Origin of the sequence: Bacillus sp. UNC438CL73TsuS30, assembly GCF_000482325.1 — a bacterium.
Classification (GTDB): Bacteria; Bacillota; Bacilli; order Bacillales; family Cytobacillaceae; genus Neobacillus.
Map to the genome: position 1 here is coordinate 105,839 of NZ_KI535295.1, position 21,630 is coordinate 127,468.

Annotated in this window: 21 protein-coding genes; 11 read left to right on the top strand and 10 right to left on the bottom strand. The window is 37.5% G+C overall.

Features of this window, described 5'->3' with window-relative positions; translation table 11 throughout:
• The first annotated feature begins 297 nt into the window (after positions 1-297).
• Positions 298-1,677, top strand: coding sequence for a class II fumarate hydratase (gene fumC / locus M028_RS0114110; protein WP_026574431.1), 1,380 nt, complete (start codon positions 298-300; stop codon positions 1,675-1,677).
• Between the two features lie 75 nt (positions 1,678-1,752).
• Here the strand turns inward: fumC and M028_RS0114115 are convergent, their stop codons facing one another.
• Complete coding sequence (locus tag M028_RS0114115) at positions 1,753-1,962, bottom strand: alpha/beta-type small acid-soluble spore protein (RefSeq protein WP_026574432.1); 210 nt, start codon at positions 1,960-1,962, stop codon at positions 1,753-1,755.
• 261 nt (positions 1,963-2,223) lie between these two features.
• Here M028_RS0114115 and M028_RS34080 point away from each other — a divergent pair, with 261 nt between their 5' ends.
• Positions 2,224-2,466, top strand: a complete 243-nt coding sequence (locus tag M028_RS34080; RefSeq protein ID WP_026574433.1) for a hypothetical protein — start codon at positions 2,224-2,226, stop codon at positions 2,464-2,466.
• A gap of 34 nt (positions 2,467-2,500) precedes the next feature.
• Here M028_RS34080 and M028_RS0114125 read toward each other — a convergent pair whose 3' ends face one another.
• The 8 genes from M028_RS0114125 to M028_RS30050 all read right to left on the bottom strand — a co-directional run bounded on the left by M028_RS0114125 (position 2,501) and on the right by M028_RS30050 (position 10,285).
• Positions 2,501-3,613, bottom strand: a complete 1,113-nt coding sequence (locus M028_RS0114125) for an ABC transporter ATP-binding protein (protein ID WP_026574434.1) — start codon at positions 3,611-3,613, stop codon at positions 2,501-2,503.
• 109 nt (positions 3,614-3,722) lie between these two features.
• Positions 3,723-4,628 carry a PucR family transcriptional regulator gene (locus M028_RS30045; RefSeq protein WP_051591045.1) on the bottom strand — a complete coding sequence of 302 codons (906 nt, stop codon included), beginning with the start codon at positions 4,626-4,628 and terminating at the stop codon, positions 3,723-3,725.
• Positions 4,629-4,725: 97 nt separating this feature from the next.
• Positions 4,726-4,917 carry a hypothetical protein gene (locus M028_RS0114135; protein WP_026574435.1) on the bottom strand — a complete coding sequence of 64 codons (192 nt, stop codon included), beginning with the start codon at positions 4,915-4,917 and terminating at the stop codon, positions 4,726-4,728.
• Between the two features lie 73 nt (positions 4,918-4,990).
• A complete protein-coding gene (locus tag M028_RS0114140; RefSeq protein WP_026574436.1) occupies positions 4,991-5,203 on the bottom strand; it encodes a YheE family protein in 213 nt (70 codons plus the stop codon).
• 81 nt (positions 5,204-5,284) lie between these two features.
• Complete coding sequence (locus M028_RS0114145) at positions 5,285-6,469, bottom strand: YheC/YheD family endospore coat-associated protein (protein ID WP_035424153.1); 1,185 nt, start codon at positions 6,467-6,469, stop codon at positions 5,285-5,287.
• Complete coding sequence (locus M028_RS0114150; RefSeq protein ID WP_026574438.1) at positions 6,466-7,827, bottom strand: YheC/YheD family endospore coat-associated protein; 1,362 nt, start codon at positions 7,825-7,827, stop codon at positions 6,466-6,468. The genes M028_RS0114145 and M028_RS0114150 overlap by 4 nt, the downstream gene beginning before the upstream one ends.
• Positions 7,805-8,908, bottom strand: coding sequence for a YheC/YheD family endospore coat-associated protein (locus M028_RS0114155; RefSeq protein WP_026574439.1), 1,104 nt, complete (start codon positions 8,906-8,908; stop codon positions 7,805-7,807). The genes M028_RS0114150 and M028_RS0114155 overlap by 23 nt, the downstream gene beginning before the upstream one ends.
• 3 nt (positions 8,909-8,911) lie before the next feature.
• A complete protein-coding gene (locus M028_RS30050; RefSeq protein ID WP_035424154.1) occupies positions 8,912-10,285 on the bottom strand; it encodes a YheC/YheD family endospore coat-associated protein in 1,374 nt (457 codons plus the stop codon).
• A gap of 204 nt (positions 10,286-10,489) precedes the next feature.
• Between M028_RS30050 and M028_RS0114165 the strand changes: the two genes are divergently transcribed.
• The 6 genes from M028_RS0114165 to M028_RS0114190 all read left to right on the top strand — a co-directional run bounded on the left by M028_RS0114165 (position 10,490) and on the right by M028_RS0114190 (position 17,775).
• Positions 10,490-10,837, top strand: coding sequence for a YlbF family regulator (locus M028_RS0114165; protein WP_026574440.1), 348 nt, complete (start codon positions 10,490-10,492; stop codon positions 10,835-10,837).
• Between the two features lie 132 nt (positions 10,838-10,969).
• Positions 10,970-11,839, top strand: a complete 870-nt coding sequence (locus M028_RS0114170) for a Cof-type HAD-IIB family hydrolase (RefSeq protein WP_026574441.1) — start codon at positions 10,970-10,972, stop codon at positions 11,837-11,839.
• A gap of 117 nt (positions 11,840-11,956) precedes the next feature.
• On the top strand, positions 11,957-13,468 hold the full coding sequence (locus M028_RS0114175; protein ID WP_026574442.1) for a coproporphyrinogen III oxidase: 1,512 nt from the start codon (positions 11,957-11,959) through the stop codon (positions 13,466-13,468).
• Positions 13,469-13,820: 352 nt separating this feature from the next.
• Positions 13,821-15,200 (top strand): purine-cytosine permease family protein, encoded by a 1,380-nt coding sequence (locus tag M028_RS0114180; RefSeq protein ID WP_026574443.1) that lies wholly within the window; start codon positions 13,821-13,823, stop codon positions 15,198-15,200.
• Positions 15,201-15,386: 186 nt separating this feature from the next.
• Positions 15,387-16,868: a helix-turn-helix domain-containing protein gene (locus M028_RS0114185; RefSeq protein ID WP_026574444.1), complete on the top strand. Its 1,482-nt coding sequence runs from the start codon at positions 15,387-15,389 to the stop codon at positions 16,866-16,868.
• A gap of 115 nt (positions 16,869-16,983) precedes the next feature.
• Entirely contained in the window at positions 16,984-17,775 is a 792-nt protein-coding gene (locus M028_RS0114190) for an enoyl-CoA hydratase (RefSeq protein WP_026574445.1), read from the top strand.
• A gap of 39 nt (positions 17,776-17,814) precedes the next feature.
• Here the strand turns inward: M028_RS0114190 and M028_RS0114195 are convergent, their stop codons facing one another.
• On the bottom strand, positions 17,815-18,000 hold the full coding sequence (locus tag M028_RS0114195) for a YhzD family protein (protein ID WP_026574446.1): 186 nt from the start codon (positions 17,998-18,000) through the stop codon (positions 17,815-17,817).
• Positions 18,001-18,125: 125 nt separating this feature from the next.
• Here M028_RS0114195 and M028_RS0114200 point away from each other — a divergent pair, with 125 nt between their 5' ends.
• From M028_RS0114200 to M028_RS0114210, 3 genes are all read left to right on the top strand, one after another.
• Positions 18,126-19,025: an ABC transporter ATP-binding protein gene (locus tag M028_RS0114200; protein ID WP_026574447.1), complete on the top strand. Its 900-nt coding sequence runs from the start codon at positions 18,126-18,128 to the stop codon at positions 19,023-19,025.
• Positions 19,018-20,271 (top strand): ABC transporter permease, encoded by a 1,254-nt coding sequence (locus M028_RS0114205; protein WP_026574448.1) that lies wholly within the window; start codon positions 19,018-19,020, stop codon positions 20,269-20,271. The genes M028_RS0114200 and M028_RS0114205 overlap by 8 nt, the downstream gene beginning before the upstream one ends.
• Before the next feature lie 124 nt (positions 20,272-20,395).
• Positions 20,396-21,616, top strand: coding sequence for a metallophosphoesterase family protein (locus M028_RS0114210; protein ID WP_026574449.1), 1,221 nt, complete (start codon positions 20,396-20,398; stop codon positions 21,614-21,616).
• Positions 21,617-21,630 lie beyond the last annotated feature (14 nt).

Below are 21,630 nucleotides of genomic sequence, written 5' to 3' on the forward strand. Positions count from 1 at the left end.
CGATAAAGTTGTTGATATTTATCACAGGATTACGCTGCTTCCTATGATAACTTAAAATTGTTTAAGTATATTTATAAGGAGGGACATGTGTATGTCTGAGTATTCTGTAGTGCTGACAATCGGAAGTTTTTTAATCCTATCCTATTATATTATATATACCATCGTGAAAGCATAAGGCTGCAGACAAATTGTCTGCAGTTTTTTAATTTAACACTAGCCCCCTCCAACACTTTTATAAATAAAATGGATAAGAATGGGAATATATATGTAGAGGAAAAAATAAGTGAGGTGGGTTTTTTGGAGAATTTTAGAATTGAAAAGGATACACTAGGAGAGGTTCATGTGCCTGCGGATAAGTTCTGGGGGGCACAAACACAGCGCAGTAAGGAAAATTTTAAAATTGGAATAGAAAAAATTCCATTAGAAATGGTTTATGCTTTAACCTACATAAAAAAAGCAGCCTCAATGGTAAATGGGCAACTTGGAAAGTTGAATGAAACAAAAATGGAGGCCATCAAGAGCGTATGTGATGACATCCTTAACGGGAAGTATGATGAGCATTTTCCTCTGGCAGTCTGGCAGACAGGAAGTGGGACTCAAACGAATATGAATGTAAATGAAGTGATTGCGAATCGTGCAAATGAAGAGCTCAATGGGGAGGGTAAAGCCGAGAAAATACATCCTAATGATGATGTAAACATGTCACAAAGTTCGAATGATACCTTCCCAACCGCGATGCATATTGCCGCTTATAAGAAATTAATTGAGCACTTAATCCCTTCGCTTCAAGATCTAAAAAACACACTAGAGGAAAAAGAGAATGCCTTTAAGCGATTGGTTAAAATTGGGAGGACTCATCTTCAGGATGCAACTCCATTAACATTAGGCCAGGAAATCAGCGGCTGGAGAGCTATGCTTGAAAAAAATGAGAAAATGATCATGGATGCCTGCCATTATTTACTTGACCTGGCGATTGGCGGTACAGCAGTAGGAACCGGTATCAACGCACATCCCGAGTTTGGAGCTGAAATGGCTGAAAAACTTTCAGAGCTGACGGGGCATCCCTTTCGCTCCTCGCAAAATAAATTTCAGGCTTTAACCAGTCATGATGAAATTGTTTTTGTTCACGGCTCTTTAAAAGCTCTTGCAGCCGATTTAATGAAAATAGCCAATGATGTAAGATGGCTTGCCAGCGGTCCAAGAAGCGGTATCGGTGAAATCACTATTCCTGCTAATGAGCCGGGAAGTTCGATTATGCCAGGGAAGGTAAATCCTACTCAAAGTGAAGCCTTAACAATGGTTGCTTGCCAGATTTTTGGGAATGATGCTGCTATCGGCTTTGCTGCAAGTCAGGGGAACTTTGAATTAAATGTGTTCAAACCAATGATTATCTTTGATTTAATTCAGTCGATCACATTACTTTCTGACGGTATGCGCTCCTTTAACGAAAACTGTGCAAAAGGAATAGAGGCAAATGTGGAGATAATCAGGCAGCATGTAGAAAATTCGTTAATGCTGGTCACAGCATTAAATCCGCATATCGGTTATGAAAAAGCTGCAGAAATAGCTAAACTGGCATTTAAAGAAAACACTACGCTCAAAGAAGCTGCTGAAAAAACAGGTTATGTTTCGCCAGATCAATTTGATGAATGGATTAAACCAGAAAAAATGGTCTAAAATGAAAGCCCCCTCTTCGAAAGAGGGGGCTTAGCCATATTATTTATTTTTTTTATTTACCAAATTACCTTTTGATTAACGGTTGAATGCGCCGCCGCCAAGTTGAGATTCAGCCATTGCAACAAGACGCTTTGTGATTTCTCCTCCAACAGATCCATTTGCACGAGAAGTAGTATCTGCTCCAAGATTTACGCCAAACTCTGATGCAATTTCATACTTCATTTGATCAAGTGCCTGTTGAACGCCTGGTACTAAAAGTTGATTAGAGTTGTTGTTACTTGCCATAGTTGAATAACACTCCTCTTAATAAATTTGGGGTCAGTATGGAATTGAACCATAATGGTTGAACCATTGCCTCCTCGGCCTAACCCATCGTTGAAATGTTTCTGTGTTTCTGTGTGTTTGTGTTTCTGTGTTGCTTTGTATTCTCTATTATGTTTAAAAAAGAGAAGCTTATGCGACTGATTGATTGGTAGTTTATTCCACCATTTTTGTTTTCCAAAACGAGCAAACTAATTTCATCTTATAACTTAAAGGGTGAGAGCTATGTCGGTGTGCCCAGTATGTAATGGATTACGGGAAGTATACTTACTATGCACGAATTGCGGAGTTCCTATGTTGGAAAGTGGAAGACTGATGGATTTTTATGATGACTACAGTCCTTATATGGAGATTGATTTAATGAAAATGGAAGATGGGTATCCGGAAACATATTCAGAGAATAAATGCCCTCATCTATATCGATGCCCATCCTGTTTAGCTGATACAGTTGTATTTATAAAAGAATAAGCCCGTATAAAACGGGCTTATTCCAAAGAAGAACCTATTTTTCATTGTTTGGGCGAATTCGGAATTCGTTGTCGACATCAAAGAAATGTGCTTTATTTAAATCAAATGCAAGTTCAATGGTATCTCCTGGTTTAACATCAGCGCGTGAATCCAGTCTGGCAACAAAATCCTGTTCGCCAATGGATGAATAAACCATTAATTCCGCACCAGTTAATTCAGCTACATCCACTTTTGCAGAAATTTTTGTACCGATAGAAGCTTCAATAAATACTGGCTCATCATGAATATCTTCCGGACGGACCCCTAGAATGATGGATTTTCCGACATAGCCTTGCTCGCGAAGGTATTTCATTTTACCTTCCGGAACGGCAATGGAGTTTTTGCCAATGACAAATTTTCCATCCTCAAGCTTCCCACTTAAGAAGTTCATGGCTGGAGAACCGATAAAACCGCCAACAAAAACATTTTCCGGTTTTTCATAAACTTCCTTTGGTGAACCAACTTGTTGGATAATACCGTCTTTCATGACGACAAGGCGAGTCGCCATTGTCATAGCCTCGGTTTGGTCATGGGTTACGTAAATCGTTGTGGTGTTAAGTCGACGATGAAGCTTTGCAATCTCTGCACGCATTTGAACACGAAGCTTAGCATCAAGGTTTGATAATGGCTCGTCCATTAAGAATACCTTTGCATCACGAACAATTGCACGACCTAATGCAACCCGTTGACGCTGACCACCGGAGAGTGCTTTTGGTTTACGAGTTAAATAAGGCTCCAAACCTAGGATTTTGGCTGCTTCTTTTACACGGCGGTCAATCTCATCCTTTGGAAACTTACGAAGTTTCAAACCAAACGCCATATTATCATAAACGGTCATATGCGGATATAATGCATAGTTTTGGAATACCATGGCAATATCACGATCTTTTGGAGCGACATCATTCACTCGCTTGCCATCAATGAAAAAATCTCCCTTTGAAATTTCTTCTAAACCAGCAATCATACGAAGCGTTGTTGATTTCCCACAGCCGGAAGGACCTACGAAAACGATAAACTCTTTATCATCAATATGAAGGTTAAAGTCTTCAACTGCAGTAACCTTATTATCATAAATTTTATAAATATGGTCTAATTTTAACTCAGCCATTTAACTGCCTCCCCTAATCGATTTATTCTAATCTCAGTTTACAGAGAAAGGGAAAAATTCGATATAGACAGGTTGCACAAAAAATGAAAACGCTTTATTGGGCAGTATGTTACTTTGGCTGATGTTCGAAGAGTAAACAGGCTAGAAAGACAGTAAAGGCACCGAAAAAATCCTTTAATTGAATCCCTGTTTTTTCGATAAATTTATCGATTCGATATTGAAGCGTGTTTCGATGAATATATAATTTTTTTGCGGTCAAGCTGGCATTTAAGTTATTTTCTAGAAAGGTTTTAATCGTTATATACATTTCAGGATCTTCATTAAACACTCCTGACAATTCTTGATGAATCATCTCCCGGAGTGTATTTGGCAGCTGAACGGTTAGAAAGGCTGGAAAAATACGTTGAAAGGTAAAAAAGCTGCTTTCTGTCAGATGATTTTGCCCGAATGTAAAGTATTCCTTTTCCCGCAAAAATTGCGATGAAAGGTCTTTCGTATATGGGGTGAATTTCCCAATATAAAAGAATGATTTTGCGTAAAAGTCACTTTCAAGGGTTTCGGACATCGTAAATAAATCTTTCTCCGGAAGGGACATTTGGTTCTTTTCTTCTACCAAAATGCCACTGTTACCAGTTTCCCAAATGATGATTACATCATCCGAAAAAAATCCCTTTAATGCAGATTCAATCTCGGTTTGGTCCAAGTCATTTCCTTTAAAGTGGAAATGGATAAATCGGATTTGGATATCATGATTAGAAGATGGAGGTTGTCCATTTGTAAATAAAAATTCATACCATCGTTTTGAAAGATCACTTGACGGGATAATAGGGAATTCAATCCATTCATAAAGAGTTTTTAGCAGCATGAATTCTTGATCCGTTATGCATCCTTTTGGAATACCAATCCATTCCTTTTCAAGCTGGTTATAGAAGACATGAAATAATTCTGATGGACGGTCAGGTTTTTTAGAAAATAAAACTGCTCCATCATACAAAGCTAATAATTTATTTAACATTGTTATTTTCCCCGTATCAAATTTTTGTCAGTTCCTTATTTCATTATAACAGTTTAAAGCTAAAAAAAGGCTGAACCGAAAAACGGCTCAGCCAAGATTATTCAACCTCATATGGGGGTTCTTCTTCTTTTAGGTCACGGGCTTCTTCAATATTGGTGGAATCATAACGAGCATGAACAGATCCGCCGGACATTCCCTCATTCATCATTCGGTCGATATCAAGAAAAACCTGGTCACGTCCTTCGTATTCCAAATCTTGCTGAGCTGCATTATCTTTTTCCTTTTTCAAGACTATCGCTCCCTTTCCATTTTCTCCTAATTAGTTTGTGGAAAGGTCTCATTTTCATACGTAAAAGAAAAGATTAGTGATCATAAACATGATAAAGCATAAGCTCGTGAACCTGACTAGTTAACCATTCAACCTCTTCTTGTAATGGGGGTACAACAGTCCATTCGATTTTTCCTGTTTGATTATAAATGCCCGTATATCTTTGTTTCTTATAGTAAAAGGAAAAACTCCAGCCGGGAATATTTTGATTTTTAAAGAGCGGCTTAAACTGAAAATGCATGAGCAAGGTAATCATCCCCTCAGGTAAGTTGTCCCTTTTAGCTTACCTTGTTCATGTGAGGAAGGAAATACTGAATTTATGGAAATATTAAAAAAGTTGAAAATTAGTGATTTGGTAAAACAAGCTGCAAAGCTTTTCAATTTTCCTAGTTTCTATTTCTGTTTCGTCAAAACTCATTGGTTTTGAATTGATTTCATAAAGATAATAATTCCCGGAATGGCTGACGCACGCATCAATGGAAAATTCGCCAAAAAACCCAAGCTCATCCGATAGAACTTTTCCAGCATGCTTGACGATTGTCTGAATAAATTCATCGTGTTCATTCGTTTGGAGGAGCTGATAAGGGAGAAGTTTCCCGCCTAGCGGAACATGGGTAGTGAGATCTTGATGATACGATTGGCGAATTCCAATCCCTGTAATTTGATAATCATTTTGCACTGCATGGACGAGAATTCGAAAATCAAAGCGATTCCCTTCAAATTGTGCGGAGTCAATCTCTTCTTGTGCCAAATAATGCTTTGAGGTTAAATCCTGCTCCCAGTGCTCCCAAAAGGCTTGAAAAGTGGGGAAGTTTTCATTTTTTTTTAGGCCCTGAAGGAAGATTTCATTATTTTCAATTAGTTTTAATCGGTAAATTCCTTTTCCTTTTGCTGATTGAGCAGGTTTTAAATAAATATTTCGATGTTTTTGAAGAAATAAAAACAGGTCTTTTTTTGGAAATGCTAAAATCGTTTCAGGCAAAAAATTTTGGAGAATCGGATGATTTTTAAAGAGGAAATAAAGTTCAGATTTGTCGATAAAGCATGGGTTGAAGAATGGGATGTTTTTTTCCTTCAGGATTTGGAAAACATGTTGACTCTGATCAGCCTGTTCAGCTTTTCGAAAAGGTATTCGATTATAGACAAGGTCAGGAAAGGGGACATTAATTTTAATCCAATTCTCCTGTGCGGGAAGGAATGTAAATCCTTCAATAGAATCATCGTGAACTCCTTCGGATGTAAAGATAAAGCTTATTCCAGCGTGTGAAATAAGCTTTTTTTGGAGTTCTATAAAGAGGGGCCCATTTCCGGTAATTGACCCATTTCTTTTTTTAGCTGTCATGATCCCAATAAGCGGCCCTAGATGATTATTTTTTATCCCCAACTCAAAGCTCAAATGATCTGAAGCGGCTTGTTTGAAGCAAATCGGCTGTTTCTCTCCGCCAAGTGTGACGGTCCCGTCTATCTCACTTTGATACCATTGTGTCGTAACTGGGTCAAAGTAAATTTTCATTTGAATAATTCCTCAGGATGTAAAATGGATTGTTCGGTAATAAAGATCGCAAATGCAAGGGTGAGTTTCCGGGTTAATAAGTCAAATTCCTCTAAATCGGGATGATTGAAGATTGATCTTCCTGGTTTTGAATTGGCTTCAAAAAGCCAAACGTCCCCATTCCGGTCAATTCCTAAATCGAAGCCAATTTCCCCAATAATACCTTCGATATTTTGTTCCAGGGCTTCACTTAACATTAGGGCTGCATGGGAGAGTTTTTCGGTATAGAGTGCACTTTCTTCCCCAAGGAAAATTTCCTCGAGTGTTTTAATATCCCCACCGCTCCTCTTATGGGTTGTTACACTGCCGAGGCCAGCAATTTTTGCAGCAATTGCTGTTACCTGCCATTTTCCTTCTTCATCCTTATTGGTGTGGACGCGAAAATCAACCGGCCGTTTCTCGTGACGAAGCAAATGAATTCCCTGTTGTACCAGCATTTTATCTAAACGTTGAGTGGCAAAAACATTAGGAAATAATTTTTCAAGACTTGAGAATTTCCGTAGTCGATTTACGAAGTCCTCATCCTGATAGCGGCAATAATACTCGCCCGTATGTTTATCGTAAATAATTTGATGGACACCCAACCCAAGACTCCCATTTTTTGGCTTGATATAAACGTGGCCATATTTGGCCAGCATCGTTTCAATTAAGGAAAAGGATGTAAACGGGATGGTTTCGGGTAAAAAGTTTGTTGCTAAACCATCCTGCTGGAGTCTTTCATACACATCAAGTTTATTGAAAAAACCCGGATTATACCAGGGAATTAGATAATCCTTTTGAAGCTTTTCTTTCACTTTAATTAATTTAGGGTTTCTTTCGCTCTTACGATTGGGAAGACGGTCATAAATGACATTAGGGAATGGAACATCAAAGTTCTGCCATGCATTTTTATGGTAAAAATACCCCTTAATGAGTCCCTGCTCCCAATCTATATGTTGTTCACCAAACACAAAAGGCAGGGCCCCTGAATTTTTAACCGATAGAAGCTTTGTAAATAGCTGTGTTCTCTCTCCCATTGGCTGTGCAGGAAAAGAGGTGAAGCCAGCGGTGAAAATCCCAATCAGTGGACCGATATGGAGAGTTTGCTTATCTAAAAAGACATGCATTGGAACAGCCAGGTCAGGTAAAGAGAGAGCTTCCTGTATGGCCTTACTAAGAACAATCCGATCACTCTTATCAGGATGCGGGAAAAAATGAACCTCGTTTGATTTGGAACCGAATGCGATTTTATTAATTGCTTCTCCCTTCAAGATGGAAGGGGGACAGAAAACAATCTGTTGGTTGTTTGGAGCAATTTCAATTCGATAGTGTTTTCTCATATAAGTTCTTCCTTTCTTGTAAATCAGACTGAGAAAGGTATTTTCCATAGAGAAGCGGCGCAAGGTCGAGAGTTTCTTTTAAGTCTTTCCGGGTCTGTAAGAGGACCTTTCTTCCGGGTTTTGAATTCATATCAAGAATCCATAGTGAACCGTTTTTCGCAAGTCCAATATCGACACCAATTTCAAATAAAGGTAAAAACTCTTTTTCAAGTAAGGGGGGAAGATGTGTAATAATATATTCCAACTCACTGCAAATAAAGTCTTTATTGTGGCCAGGTAAGGTAGAGAGCCATGTAGTAAAGTCAATGGCTGAACCGCCGGCACTTAAGTTTGATAGGATTCCGCCGGTTGTTCCGACTCGAACTCCTTTCCCGCGTTCAACCCATATCCCATTTTCGTCTTTTTGGATAAAAATGCGGATATCAAAGGGCTGAAAATCATCATTATATAGCTCTAAATATGGTTGATATAGGTATTTGTGCTGCTTCAAGAGGGTCTTTAACCAGGCCATTAATTTGGCATCATTTGGAAAAATACGTGAAATAATTTTTTTATTTTTTTCTGTTTTAACATGGAAGGTTTTATCATTCTTTTTAAGATAATAAATGCCATAGCCTTGTGAGCCATTAATTGGCTTTAAAATGATTTTCTTTGTTTTATTCAGTTCTTTTAACAATCCTGTAATATCATCTAACGGGTATGATTTTGGTAGATATGCGGATAAAATTGAACTGCGTAATGCTTCGTAAAGGTCTAATTTATTAGGCAGACCATATCCTAAGAAGGTAATATCATCCCTGCTCTTTAACCAGGATACAATAGGCAAACATTGCCTCGAATGCTCATCCTCCCCGTAAAAGCAGCGATCATATAATATGGCTGGGATTGGGAATTCACATTCTACCCAACGGTTTATCTCTGAATCGAATTTTTTTCCTTTTACTTGAAGGCTATGGGGATGGATGTGGGAAGGGATAAAGCGGAAACATTCTATACCGCAAGAGTGTGCTTGTGCTGCAATTCCATCAAGATAGGAAGTCTCACTATCTATATTCAATGTCATAATACCTAATGCAATCAAAGATTATTCCTCCTTTTTAAGCGGGGGCTCAAAGGTAAGTTTTGTGCAAAAACGGATAATTGCTTTTGCAGAAGGGCGAATTTTCTTGTTCCCATCCTCAAAGTTTTTCGACGGCTTGGAATTCACTTCAATAAGCCAAAGCTTTCCATCATTGTCCACTCCTATATCGATTCCTAGTTCACCTGTAATTCCAGGGGAATACTGGCTGATGGTTGTGGCTGTATCAATCGAAAGTTTTTTCATCTGCAAAATAATCTTAGCGGCCTTTTCCTTTTCATTTCCGTTACTTAAGGCCTGAAGTGGCTTCATAATTCTTCCGCCTTTGGCAATATTGGATACAAACTCTTCTTCATGAGAAATTCGTGCTACAAGGGACGTAACAGACCAATTATTCTCGATATTTTTATGGCATAAGGCTCTAAAGTCCATGGGACAGGATTCTCTCATCATAAGATGAATTCCTTGTTGGATAATATAAATTCTATTATCTTGAATCATTTTTATTTGTTTATAAATATTTTCGATGGAGTCATTAGCTAAAATTTTATTGGACACTGCCTTTATAGAAGTTTTCAAACTATATCCGTTTTCATCGTGTGTTAATCTGAAAATATTTTTTCCTTGACTCCCATGGATGGGCTTGATAAAGACCATATCATATTTTTGTACGAATTCTTCAAGATTTTCCTTCGTGAAGATTTGTGTCTCCGGGATATAGGAATGCAGGGAATTTTTCTGGATTAATTGCTCATATACATCCCATTTGGAAAGAAATCGGTCGTTAAAGATGGGGATCTTTAATTGGTCAAGTTTTTCACGAAAACGTCCAAATTGGCTTGATTTTTCTCGCTTGCGTGAGTGAATTCGATTGTAGACCACATCTGGTAAGGGAAGCTTGTTTCGAACCCATTTTCCTTCTTCTAGGTAATAACCTTGATTCGAGAATTCATCATCGGAAAAAACATAAAAAAATCCGCCCACTTCCGAAATACCATGATGAAGCTCCTCACAAAATGTATGGATTGAACGAAAATTAGGTTCTTCCTGGTTTTTAAAATTAAAATCGGTTAAAAGCCCAATAATCGGTCCAAGAAACAAAGTGTGAGTATCTACATCAAATTTTGCTTGGAAGTTATAATGTTTTACTGGTAGGCAAAAATCTTCTATGAAAACTTCCGAAAGAGATATTTCATTTACCGCCATTTCGGTCGTTTGAATTTTTGTCTTAATGGTTTGTTTCCCTAATGATAAATTTAATTCCCGCTCTCTTTGTAAATGTAATTTTTTAAATAATTGATTCGACAAATAGATATGATTGTCGTCCTCGCAGGCGGGTTTCCTGGGGGTAATGGTGATTTTGGTTAGGATTAGGGACATGATCACTCCTCATTTACTGAAGAATCGGTTAAAGTAAAACTTCACGGGGGAAATAGGCATTAGCTGATATAGTATCCTATGTAAATACAATCCAAATTGTGATTTTACTAAGAAAGGACATAGGAGTTAGTGACATTCTCGCTTTACCCGTCATAATTTGGTATAGTTGAATGTAATTGTTGAATGGTAAAGGAGTGGAAAAAAGTGGCTGTTAATTTATATGATGCAGCATATGCATTAGAAACATCCATTCGTCAAAGTGATGAATTTGTACAATTAAAACAAATGTATAAAGAAGTAAATGCTGACCCGGCAGCGAAACAAATGTTTAATCAATTTCGGGAGATTCAAATGAATCTTCAGCAAAAGCAAATGATGGGACAAAATATTTCTGAAGCTGAGGTACAACAGGCCCAAGCAACGGTAGCTCATGTACAGCAAAATGAAAAAATCGCACGTCTCATGCAGGCTGAACAAAGAATGAGTATGATTATCGGGGAATTAAACCAATTAATTATGAAACCGTTAGAAGAACTCTACGGCAAAATGTAGTGGAAGAAAAGAGCTTTTGGATGAGAAATCCAAAAGCTTTTTTATTTTGAATATCTGCCTTGTTCTATAAATTGGTAAAAAAACATAAATGTGATATAAGGGTAATTTCACCAAAGAACAGGGGGCAACATAATGATTTATCGCTTGCTTGCATTAAATATTGATGGCACACTTCTTCAATCAAATGGGAAGATTCAAAAATCAACAAAGGAAGCCATTGAATATGTCGGGCAAAAAGGGATCTATGTAACACTTGTGACCTCAAGAAGCTTTCCCTCGGCACGTAAAGTTGCTAGGGCTTTAAAAATAAAAACACCATTAATTACCCATCAAGGCGCCTTTATATCTAGTGTACTAGATAAGCCTATTTACGTGAAAAGAATCACCGAAGACATTACCTATGACACTGTACGTTTGCTAGAAACGGTCCCATGTCAGATTCGGCTTGTCCATGAACAATTTTCATTAGCCAATAAATTAAAGCTGCACAATAATTTATTAGCAAAAACAGTTTTTACTTCTGGTGATCCTGTTTTCTATTCTCAGCAATTTGTGCCGTCATTAAGCGAATATTTGCATGATCAACCAGTAACACCGCCAAAAATTGAAGTTTATTTTGAAACCGAAACTGACTTGAAAGATGCAAAAATAGCACTGGAGAAAATGTACACAGAAATTGATATGATTGAACTGGATTCCCTTCGTTTAGATATCGTTCCTGCAGGAGTTTCGAAATTAAGTGGATTGACTTATCTTGGTCAACAACTAGGGATTAGTAAAAAAGAAATGGTTGTGATCGGCGAAGGAATGGATGATATTCCACTCATTGAAGAAGTGGGTCTCGGAGTAGCAATGTGGAATGCAAGCTACGAAGTAAAGAGAGCTGCGGACTGGGTAACACGTTCTCAAAATGAGAATGGGGTAGCCTACATGGTCAAAGAGCATTTCAGAAAGCAGCAGCCAATTGAATTTTTAAGGAAAATGAATATTATCAAAAAATAATTTTTGAAGGTACCAAGGTTATAACTTTGGTATCTTTCTGTGCAATGATTTCCATTATATTGACCTTGAATTAGTGATTTTGTACACTTAAGGAAGTTTAATTTGAGGTGATTGTTTTTGAAAATATCTATTATTGGGTTAGAGGATACAAGATTTGATCGGCCGCTTCAGTTGATTGCCAATTTGTTTTTTGAAGAATCATTAATTCTAAAACAATATGATGAACAAGCAGATATAAGCATAAAGTTTTCGATGCAAATAAACGAATTTGTGACAGTCTCGGCTGAATTAATCAGCCTTTCCGGAAAAAAAGTGACGGCAGAATACGCAAAAGAACTGCTACTGGGTGTTTCAGATAAAGAAACCTTTAAACAAATAAAAAATGCTGTTGCCCATGTATATTTAACAGTGCTGCAGGATTTTACCGGAATGATTCAAAAATGGGGAATCTTGACCGGTGTCAGGCCAACAAAACTGCTCCATCGTAAAGTTCAAGAGGGGATCCCAAAGGAGCTTGCCCATCAGCAGTTAAAGGATGATTATCTGATTACCGATGAAAAGATAAACTTAATGCAGCAGATTGTTGATAGGCAGCTGTCAGTCGTACCAGATTTATATACTCTGCAAAAGGAAGTCAGTATTTATATTGGGATACCGTTTTGTCCGACAAAATGTGCTTACTGTACCTTCCCAGCCTATGCCATCAATGGTCGCCAGGGTTCAGTAGATTCCTTCCTGGGTGGGCTTCATTATGAAATGAAAAAAATCGGCCAATGGCTAAAGGATAAAGGAATTCGAATTACAACCGTATATTATGGCGGAGGGACGCCTACGAGTATTACAGCAGAAGAAATGGACATGCTTTATGAAGAAATGCATGATTCATTCCCTGATATTGAAAAAATTCGTGAGATCACGGTCGAAGCGGGACGCCCTGATACGATAACGTTGGAGAAGTTAGAGGTATTGAAAAAGTGGAAGATTGACAGAATTAGCATTAATCCTCAGTCATACACGCAGGAAACCTTAAAAGCAATTGGCCGGCACCACACTGTAACAGAAACCATTGATAAATTTCATTTAGCGCGTGAAATGGGGATGAATAATATTAACATGGATTTGATTATTGGACTACCTGGAGAGGGGCTCCCGGAATTTACCCATTCACTCGCTGAAACAGAAAAATTGATGCCGGAATCTTTAACGGTTCATACTCTATCTTTTAAACGTGCTTCTGAAATGACTCAGAATCGGGAAAAATACAAGGTTGCCGAACGCGCTGAAGTCGAGAAAATGATGGAGCTTGCGCAAGTTTGGACAGAGGATCATGGCTATGTCCCGTATTATTTATACCGTCAGAAGAATATTCTCGGCAATCTCGAAAACGTAGGATATTCATTCCCTAATCAGGAAAGCATCTACAATATTATGATCATGGAGGAGCAGCAGACGATTATCGGGCTTGGCTGCGGTGCTGCTAGTAAATTTGTGGATCCTGTTACAGGGAAAATCACTCACTTTGCTAATCCAAAAGATCCGAAGACCTATAATGACAGTTTTGAAGCCTATACAGAAGATAAGATTAAAATCTTAAATGAGATATTCACGGAAAAAGGGTCCCCTGCATAAAACTTGCAAGGGCCTTTTTCTTTTAAAAGATGCAATATTTTATACTTTATTTTTAAAATCAAAAAATAATCCACAAAATCGAAGATAAATCCAGAAAATAATCAAAAGGATAGAATAATATGGAAGGCAGTATTCGGAATTTTTATTGTTTTTGAAAAACAATCCTCTATATAACCTTACTAATCGTAGATAAAATAAATATAAAGAAATTGTGATTAGGTTAAAGCTTTAAATCATTTCCAAAAACGGAGTTGAAAACGCTCCCATTTAAACTGAATCTTAGTAAGGGGGTAGGCTTAAAATTCTGGTTTCTTTTTTTCAATAACCATAACGTGATTAGGAGGGGTAGCAAATGAATATTGAAAAACGTACGATAGAATTTATTCCTGAATCAGAAAGACATGGCAGTGTCCGTAATTTATTTACCATTTGGTTCAGTGCGAATATGCAGGTAACAACTCTAGTTACCGGAGCCCTTGCGATTGAATTCGGATTAAGCATTTTTTGGGGACTTATTGCAGTTATTTTGGGAAACCTGCTTGGGGCGATTTTTATGGCTTCCCATTCTGTACAAGGGCCAAAACTTGGAATTCCTCAAATGATTCAAAGTCGTGCCCAATTCGGGGTAGTTGGTGCTGTTATTCCACTTTTTGTAGTTATTCTGATGTATATTGGCTTTTTTGCCAGCAGCGGTGTGCTCGGTGCCCAAGCAATCAGCAGTGCATTTTCCATCCCTGTTAACTGGGGCATTGTGTTAGTGAGCATAATCTCACTTGTTATTACTCTTATTGGTTATGATTTAATCCATAAGTTGGAGAAATATTTTGCAATCATTTTTGCTATTGTTTTTATTTTTGTTACTGTTGAGGCTTTTCGACTTGAAATGCCGGCACATATATGGGCACCAGGTCATTTTTCAGGAGGTACATTCTTATTAATGGTTAGTATTGCAGCAACATGGCAATTAACCTATGCACCGTATGTAGCTGATTATTCAAGATATCTACCAAGTAATACCCCTTCATCCAAAACATTTGGTTATACCTATGCCGGTACTGTAATCGGAACAGTGTGGATGATGTCGTTAGGAGTTATTCTTACAGCACTTATTCCAAAATTTCTAGACAATTCTAGCTTAGGGCTTGCAAAACTTGTCGGACCGCAATTAGCTGTTATTATGTACGTGGTGATTGTGCTGGGGGTTTTAGCAGTCAATGTGCTTAACCTTTACGGAGCATTCATGTCAATTACGACAACATTGGAGGCATTTACAAAATTAAAAGCAACTACTAATGTCCGTTTTTGGCTAGTTTTTGCTACAGCCATTATTGGAACAGTATTAGCTATATGGGGAAATGGAAACTTTTTATCGAATTTTGAGAATTTTATCCTTTTACTTTCTTATTTTATGGTTCCATGGACGGCCATTAACTTAATCGATTATTACCTTTTACGACGCGGTGAATACAATGTTTGGGATGTTTTTGATGTAAATGGGCAGTATGGGAAATTTAATTGGATTGCCATTATCGCATATTTGATTTCATTCATTCTAGAAGTTCCATTCGTTAATACATCCATGTATGTTGGTCCAGTTTCCAAAGCATTGGATGGAACTGATATTGCCTGGATTGTGGGTCTAGCCGTTCCGTTGGTTCTTTATTATTATCCAATGAGAAAAAAAATTAATTTAAGCAATCCTATCATAACTAACAATCAAAAAGAAATGTAAGACGTAGTACCAAACTACATTAATTGGAAGGCTGACCTTTGGGGGGGGCCTTTTTCTAGTTTTGTTCCAAAAAGTGGATACATACAAAGCTCCTTGTGAAATTCACTTTGCAGAGTATAATTTCTTTTATAGATGGTATATGTATGAACATATCGATTATAAACTTTGATGTGGAAGGTTGATTAAATGCGTTTGTTAATAGCTGATAGAGATTCAACGGAACGGAATGGTATTGAATGGCTAGTCAAATCCTATTCAATGAGAATTTCGGATATCCATCAAAGTTCGGATATGGTGTCATTATTAAAAGAGTTGGAGGAGTTTAAACCGGATTTACTCCTTGTAGAACTGGAGATGATCCCTTCTACAGGTTGGGAAATCTTTTTGCATAAAATTGAAAAATTTGATGGGGCGATCATCGCCATAACTACAGAAGCAGTTTTTGAAAGGGCATGGCAAGCAATACAAATTCAATCATCGGGTTTGCTTTTAAAGCCATTATCACCTGAACGAGTTAGACTAGTGATTTCTAAGGTCATAAACAATAAGAAAAATAAAAAAATATCAGAACTAGATATATGGACAGATAAAGAAATTTTGCCAAGATATTATAATTCCTTATTTTTCGAGGTAGGTGATTTTAGAGCTAATCTTATTGGTATTTTGGTTTTGCAACCGGAAGACAAAAGTGAAATAAGAGAGCTTTCAGAATGGCTGCAGGATTCTATCTCCTCTCACCATAGGTACGTTTTGCCTTTACGAGATCATATTGTTTGTCTTCTCCCCGATTATACTGGTGAAATGGTCTACGATGAAGGAAAACGAATATTTAGGGAAGCCATTAGAAGAAACAGTAGTAAATTATTTATAGTCGTTTCTTCGATTAATTTTTCTTCAATAACGATACACGCCAGTTATGAAAAAGCATTGCAGTCTTTAAAAACAATATTCTTTGTAGGGTATCAACAAATTGTAAAAGTTAAAAATACTCCTGTGTATCTTGATATCGATCCTTTTTTAACATCAAACGAGCAACGGGAATGGATGGAAATGCTTGAAAAAGGAGACAAGCTAGGGATTAAACGTTGGTTGTACGGAAAGTTTACCGAATTTCCAGATGGATATCCTGATCCGGAATTGCTGCGTATTCGATTGACCAGTATACTTGCACAATTACGGCGCTTCATGAAAACATATCAGCTGGAAAAGAAACATCAGATGGAAATTCACTATCAGCAGATTTTTCAAACTATATTACATGAACCGGTTTTATTTAGAATTGTCCAGGAATTGCTTCTTTTTACTTATGATATTTTTCAGCAAGTACAGAACCAAAGAGGGAATGCATCAGGTGATTTTATAGAAAGAGGTCTACGCTTTATTGATGAAAATTATTGTCGTTCTGATTTGAGCCTGGAGGAAGTAGCCAACTTTGTCCAAAGGAGCCCAAGTTATTTTAGCCATATTTTATCCGAGAGAAGACAACAAACTTTTCGCCAATATTTGGCGGAAGTTCGTATTAAAAAGGCGAAAAATTTATTATCAACTACATCGTTGACTGTTCGTGAAATTGCCTTTGCAATTGGGTACGATGATCCGAACTATTTTAGTCGGTTATTTAAAGAGAATACGGGTTGTTCCCCGAGATTATGGAAAACGAAAAAATAAAAAGAATAAAGATAATCAGGTAAGAGGAAAATTCCATATATTATGAAAATTTATTTTTATTCTGTTCATTTTCCGATATAATCGTATTGAGAAAACAATGGGGGGCGCTTTTAGGTTGTCGAATCATTTTGTAACTGAAAAAGTAAATGTAATTGTCAATGGCCGGGTAGCAACTGTCGAGTTAAATAGACCGGAAACATTAAATGCAATGGATATCGATTTAATTAAGTGCTTAGTCTTTAAATTAAAAGAAATCAGTGACTCTGATGACATTGATATTGTCGTGTTAACTGGGAAAGGCAGAGCCTTTTCGGCAGGCGGGGATATTAAAATGATGCAATCGAATATCTATGAGAATGAATTTTTCTCTTTCATGGATTCAATTAGCGAACTAATTGTAACCTTGTACAGTATGCCAAAACTAACCATTAGTGCGGTCTCCGGAGCAGCAGCAGGCTTAGGATTTAGTTTGGCATTAGCCACAGACCATATTATTGCAGACCAGTCTAGCAAATTAGCGATGAATTTCATCGGAATTGGCTTAATCCCTGATGGTGGAGCTCATTTCTTTTTAGAGAAAAGGGTAGGAGAAGTAAAGGCTAAGCAGATTATTTGGGATGGTAAAATTATGAAACCGGACGAGGCCTTAGCACTCGGCTTAATTCAAGAGGTAGCAGAAGGTAATATCGACAATACATTGGAAGCGAGAATTTCAGATTGGTTAAGCCGCCCTGTACAGGCGATGATTAAAACGAAAAAGATTTTAGCTGAAAAAAACCGCCCACAGTTGCTTAAAATTTTAGAATTAGAGAAATATGGGCAAATAAAAATGCGGCAAACACACGACCATCAAGAAGGTATTCAAGCATTTATCGAAAAAAGACAACCAAACTTTATCGGAAAATAATGTAAAAAAGAAGCCTTTGGGCTTCTTTTTTGTTATGATTTAAGAATGAAATAGTAAGAGTTTACCGCTTGGAGAGATGACACGATGGGTTTTTTCCAGTAAGTTTTTTTCTGATAATAGTTTAGCACCTAATTCTTTTGCTGCATCATCATGGTCCGCTTGGAAGGCTTCATCTAAAATCTTTTCCCCATTTGGTTCAAATGCAGTTAGTTTATACGTTTTCATCCTGAAATCCCCCTATTTAATAGATTGCTACTATTATTTTTGCATAATTCTTGAAATTTAGCAAAATAAAAAAAGAAACTATTCCACCGTTTTTTTCGTACTAATGATAAAGGAGTGATGGAAAATTGGTACTTCAGCTTAAAAATGTGTCAAAGCGGTTTGGGCGGTTTACTGCAGTAAATGATTTATCGCTAATGATACCGGAAAAAGAGATGTTTGGTTTTTTAGGGGCTAATGGTGCAGGCAAAACAACCACTTTCCGAATGATATTAGGATTGCTTGAACCAACTGATGGGAAGATAACCTGGGATGGTAAAGCGATTGATTATTCAACAAGCCACTTGGTCGGCTACCTTCCGGAAGAAAGAGGCTTGTATCCAAAACTAAAGGTTCGAGAGCAAATAGTTTATTTAGCTCGTCTTAGAGGGATGCAAAAGGCAGAAGCCGTAAAGGAATTACATACTTGGCTAGAACGCTTTAAAATCCCGGAATATGAGAATAAAAAAATTGAAGAGCTTTCAAAAGGTAATCAGCAAAAAATTCAATTTATTGCTGCGGTTATACATAAACCAAAGCTGTTAATTCTCGATGAGCCCTTCAGTGGCCTTGATCCCGTAAATGTAGAACTTTTAAAGGAGGCAGTTGTCTCCTTAAAGGAAAACGGTGCAACCATTGTGTTTTCCAGCCATCGAATGGAGCATGTTGAGGAAATGTGTGAACATCTATGTATTTTGCACAAGGGCAGCCCTGTTGTTCATGGTTCATTGAAGGAAATTAAACGCACGTTTGGCAAAAAGAATCTGGTCATTCATGCCGATTTTTCACTGGACTTTTTAAAAAATCATTCTGGGGTGTTAAAGGCAAAAGCGACTGCCCAAGGAATTCATCTTCAGATTGAAGGGGAAATGGTAGCTGAACAGATTTTGAAGGAAATTGTCGGCAAAGGATTTATACGTAAATTTGAACTTGAGGAGCCTTCCTTAAATGATATTTTTATAGAGAAGGTAGGGGATTCCTATGAATAGTTTTTGGATTATATTATTCCATACCTATGTAAATAAATTAAAAACAAAATCCTTTTTTTTCACCACATTGTTAACGGTTGTAATAGTTCTCGCCTTAACAAACATTCAAAATATCATTCATGCATTTGATAAAAACGATGGAAAAGAGAAGGTTGCTGTATTAGATGAAACCGGACAGCTATATGATCCTTTAAAGAAGCAAGTTGGCATAATTAATAAAGACATTACGCTTACCCTTTATAAAGGCAGTCTAGAAAAAGCAGAAAAAGCAGTTGAAAAAGGGGATTACAGCGCCATTATTCAGCTGCGTTATAATGAGGAAAAATTGCCGGAGGCTTCCTTTAAGGCAATGAGTATTGCTGACTCCGCCCTTTTTACCGATCTGCAAACAAGTCTTCAGCAGGTTAAAACCATGCTCGCTGCTTCGAAGATTCAGTTAACACCTGCTCAGCTGCAAAAGCTTTATGAACCTGTATCGTTTAAAAAGGTCGCCCTCGAGAAAAATGCGAAAACAGAAGAGGAATTAAATCAAGCAAGAGGACTAGTGTATGTACTGCTTTTCATCATTTATTTTTCAGTCATTATGTATGCGAATATGATTGCCATGGAAGTGGCCGTCGAAAAATCATCAAGGGTCATGGAAATTTTAATTTCAAGTGTTTCGCCAATCAAGCAGATGTTTGCAAAAATTATTGGGATTGGTCTTTTAAGCCTTACCCAGCTTGCTATTTTTCTGTCAGTCGGTTATGTCTCATTAAAACAAAATATGGAATCCTTGAAGGAAGGATTTTTCGGTGTTTATGGTTTTGGAGATATCCCTGTTGAAACGATTACTTATGCGGTTATTTTCTTCATACTTGGCTATTTTCTTTATGCAACACTTGCAGCCTTTTTAGGGTCGCTTGTTAGCCGGATTGAGGATGTGCAGCAGATGATTACGCCGATGACCCTGCTTGTGGTCGGAGGCTTTATGATTGCGATGTTTGGGCTCGGGAAGCCGGATTCAACCTTTATCACGGTTACATCTTATATTCCATTCTTTACCCCGATGATTATGTTTTTACGGGTTGGAATGCTAAATATTTCCTTCATTGAGTCGTTCATTGGAATCGGCATCCTTGTCGCAACCATCATCGCATTAGCGATATTTGGAGCACGTGTTTATAAAGGCGGCGTTTTAATGTATGGGAAATCCAATTCCTATAAAGATATTAAAAAAGCACTGCAATTAACAAAAAATAAATAATCCCAAAAAAGAGTATCGGCCATTTATTATTGGAGGGTACTCTTTTTTAAAAAAATTAATGCAGAACGTGCATTCGGTTTTTGGAGATGTTAAAATAAAGAAAAGAACGTGAAAGGAAAATTTTATGAAACAACTATCCTTTATTCATGCTGCTGATCTTCACTTAGATAGTCCGATGGTCGGCTTGAAATATTTGCCCGCTGACATTTTAACTAGAGTTAAGGAAAGTACGTTCACAGCTCTAAAAAGACTAACTGCCGAAGCAATTCTTCGTAAAGTCGATTTTGTCATTTTTGCCGGAGATCTATTTGATGGAGAAGACCGCAGCTTGCGAGCGCAATCCCGGTTTCGAACAGAAATGCTGAAGCTTGCTGAACATGATATTCCTGTTTATGTGGTTCATGGCAATCACGATCATTTAAACGGAACTTGGGTACATCTAGACATGCCTGAAAATGTACATATCTTTAGCCATGAGGTTGAAATGAAGCCCCTCGAAACCAAGAGCGGAACCCGAATTCATCTATACGGCTTTAGTTACCCCGAACGCCATGTATTTGAAAAGAAAATTGATGATTATCAAAAAATTGACGGGGCTGATTTTCATATCGGCATTCTTCATGGAAATGAAAGCGGCCGTGAGGAGCATGGTAACTACGCACCCTTTTCCATTAAGGATCTATTCGAGAAAAACTTTGATTACTGGGCGTTGGGGCATATCCATAAACGGGCTTTTCTTTCTGAAAATCCGCCAATTCTTTATCCTGGGAATCTGCAGGGGCGAAATAAAAAAGAAAAGGGGCCCAAAGGCTTTTACCATGTAACCCTAAAGGATTCAGAGGCTAATCTTGAATTTGTAGAGACCTCCGATATTGTTTGGCAGGAAGCAGTCGTTGATGCCTCTTCAGCAGAGAACTTTCATCAAATTTTACACTTATGCCAAATGGCTATAAATAATCTAAGAAAAAAAAAATTAGGAACTCTTTTAACTTTATATTTAGAAAATGTCCATTTAGAAAATGCAAAGGAAAAAAAGAGTTTAAACAACGAACTGCTAGAACTCCTTCTCGAGGACGAAAGAGAGGAGAAGGAGTTTGTATGGATCGTAGAATTGGGCATAGCTGAAAGTGCCCAAGTGGACCGGGAGCATTTAATGGCCGAAGCGAATTTTTATGCGGAAATGTTTAAAACCTTGGATGACCATACAGACATTGAGGAAACATTAGCACCCTTGTATGACCATCGTTTAGGGAGAAAATATCTCGAGAATTTGACGAATCTCAACCAGAAAGAAATAGTTGAACAAGCAGAAAAGCTTTTAATTAGCTTACTTTATCAAGCATAGAGAAAGGAGTGAGT

Bases quoted from the DNA above. Each gene is read 5' to 3' on its own strand.
- M028_RS0114115 (WP_026574432.1), bottom strand. From the start codon at position 1,962: ATGGCAAGTAACAACAACTCTAATCAACTTTTAGTACCAGGCGTTCAA.
- M028_RS34080 (WP_026574433.1), top strand. From the start codon at position 2,224: ATGTCGGTGTGCCCAGTATGTAATGGATTACGGGAAGTATACTTACTA.
- M028_RS0114125 (WP_026574434.1), bottom strand. From the start codon at position 3,613: ATGGCTGAGTTAAAATTAGACCATATTTATAAAATTTATGATAATAAG.
- M028_RS30045 (WP_051591045.1), bottom strand. From the start codon at position 4,628: ATGTTAAATAAATTATTAGCTTTGTATGATGGAGCAGTTTTATTTTCT.
- M028_RS0114145 (WP_035424153.1), bottom strand. From the start codon at position 6,469: ATGAAAATTTACTTTGACCCAGTTACGACACAATGGTATCAAAGTGAG.
- M028_RS0114150 (WP_026574438.1), bottom strand. From the start codon at position 7,827: ATGAGAAAACACTATCGAATTGAAATTGCTCCAAACAACCAACAGATT.
- M028_RS30050 (WP_035424154.1), bottom strand. From the start codon at position 10,285: ATGTCCCTAATCCTAACCAAAATCACCATTACCCCCAGGAAACCCGCC.
- M028_RS0114170 (WP_026574441.1), top strand. From the start codon at position 10,970: ATGATTTATCGCTTGCTTGCATTAAATATTGATGGCACACTTCTTCAA.
- M028_RS0114180 (WP_026574443.1), top strand. From the start codon at position 13,821: ATGAATATTGAAAAACGTACGATAGAATTTATTCCTGAATCAGAAAGA.
- M028_RS0114185 (WP_026574444.1), top strand. From the start codon at position 15,387: ATGCGTTTGTTAATAGCTGATAGAGATTCAACGGAACGGAATGGTATT.
- M028_RS0114195 (WP_026574446.1), bottom strand. From the start codon at position 18,000: ATGAAAACGTATAAACTAACTGCATTTGAACCAAATGGGGAAAAGATT.
- M028_RS0114205 (WP_026574448.1), top strand. From the start codon at position 19,018: ATGAATAGTTTTTGGATTATATTATTCCATACCTATGTAAATAAATTA.
- M028_RS0114210 (WP_026574449.1), top strand. From the start codon at position 20,396: ATGAAACAACTATCCTTTATTCATGCTGCTGATCTTCACTTAGATAGT.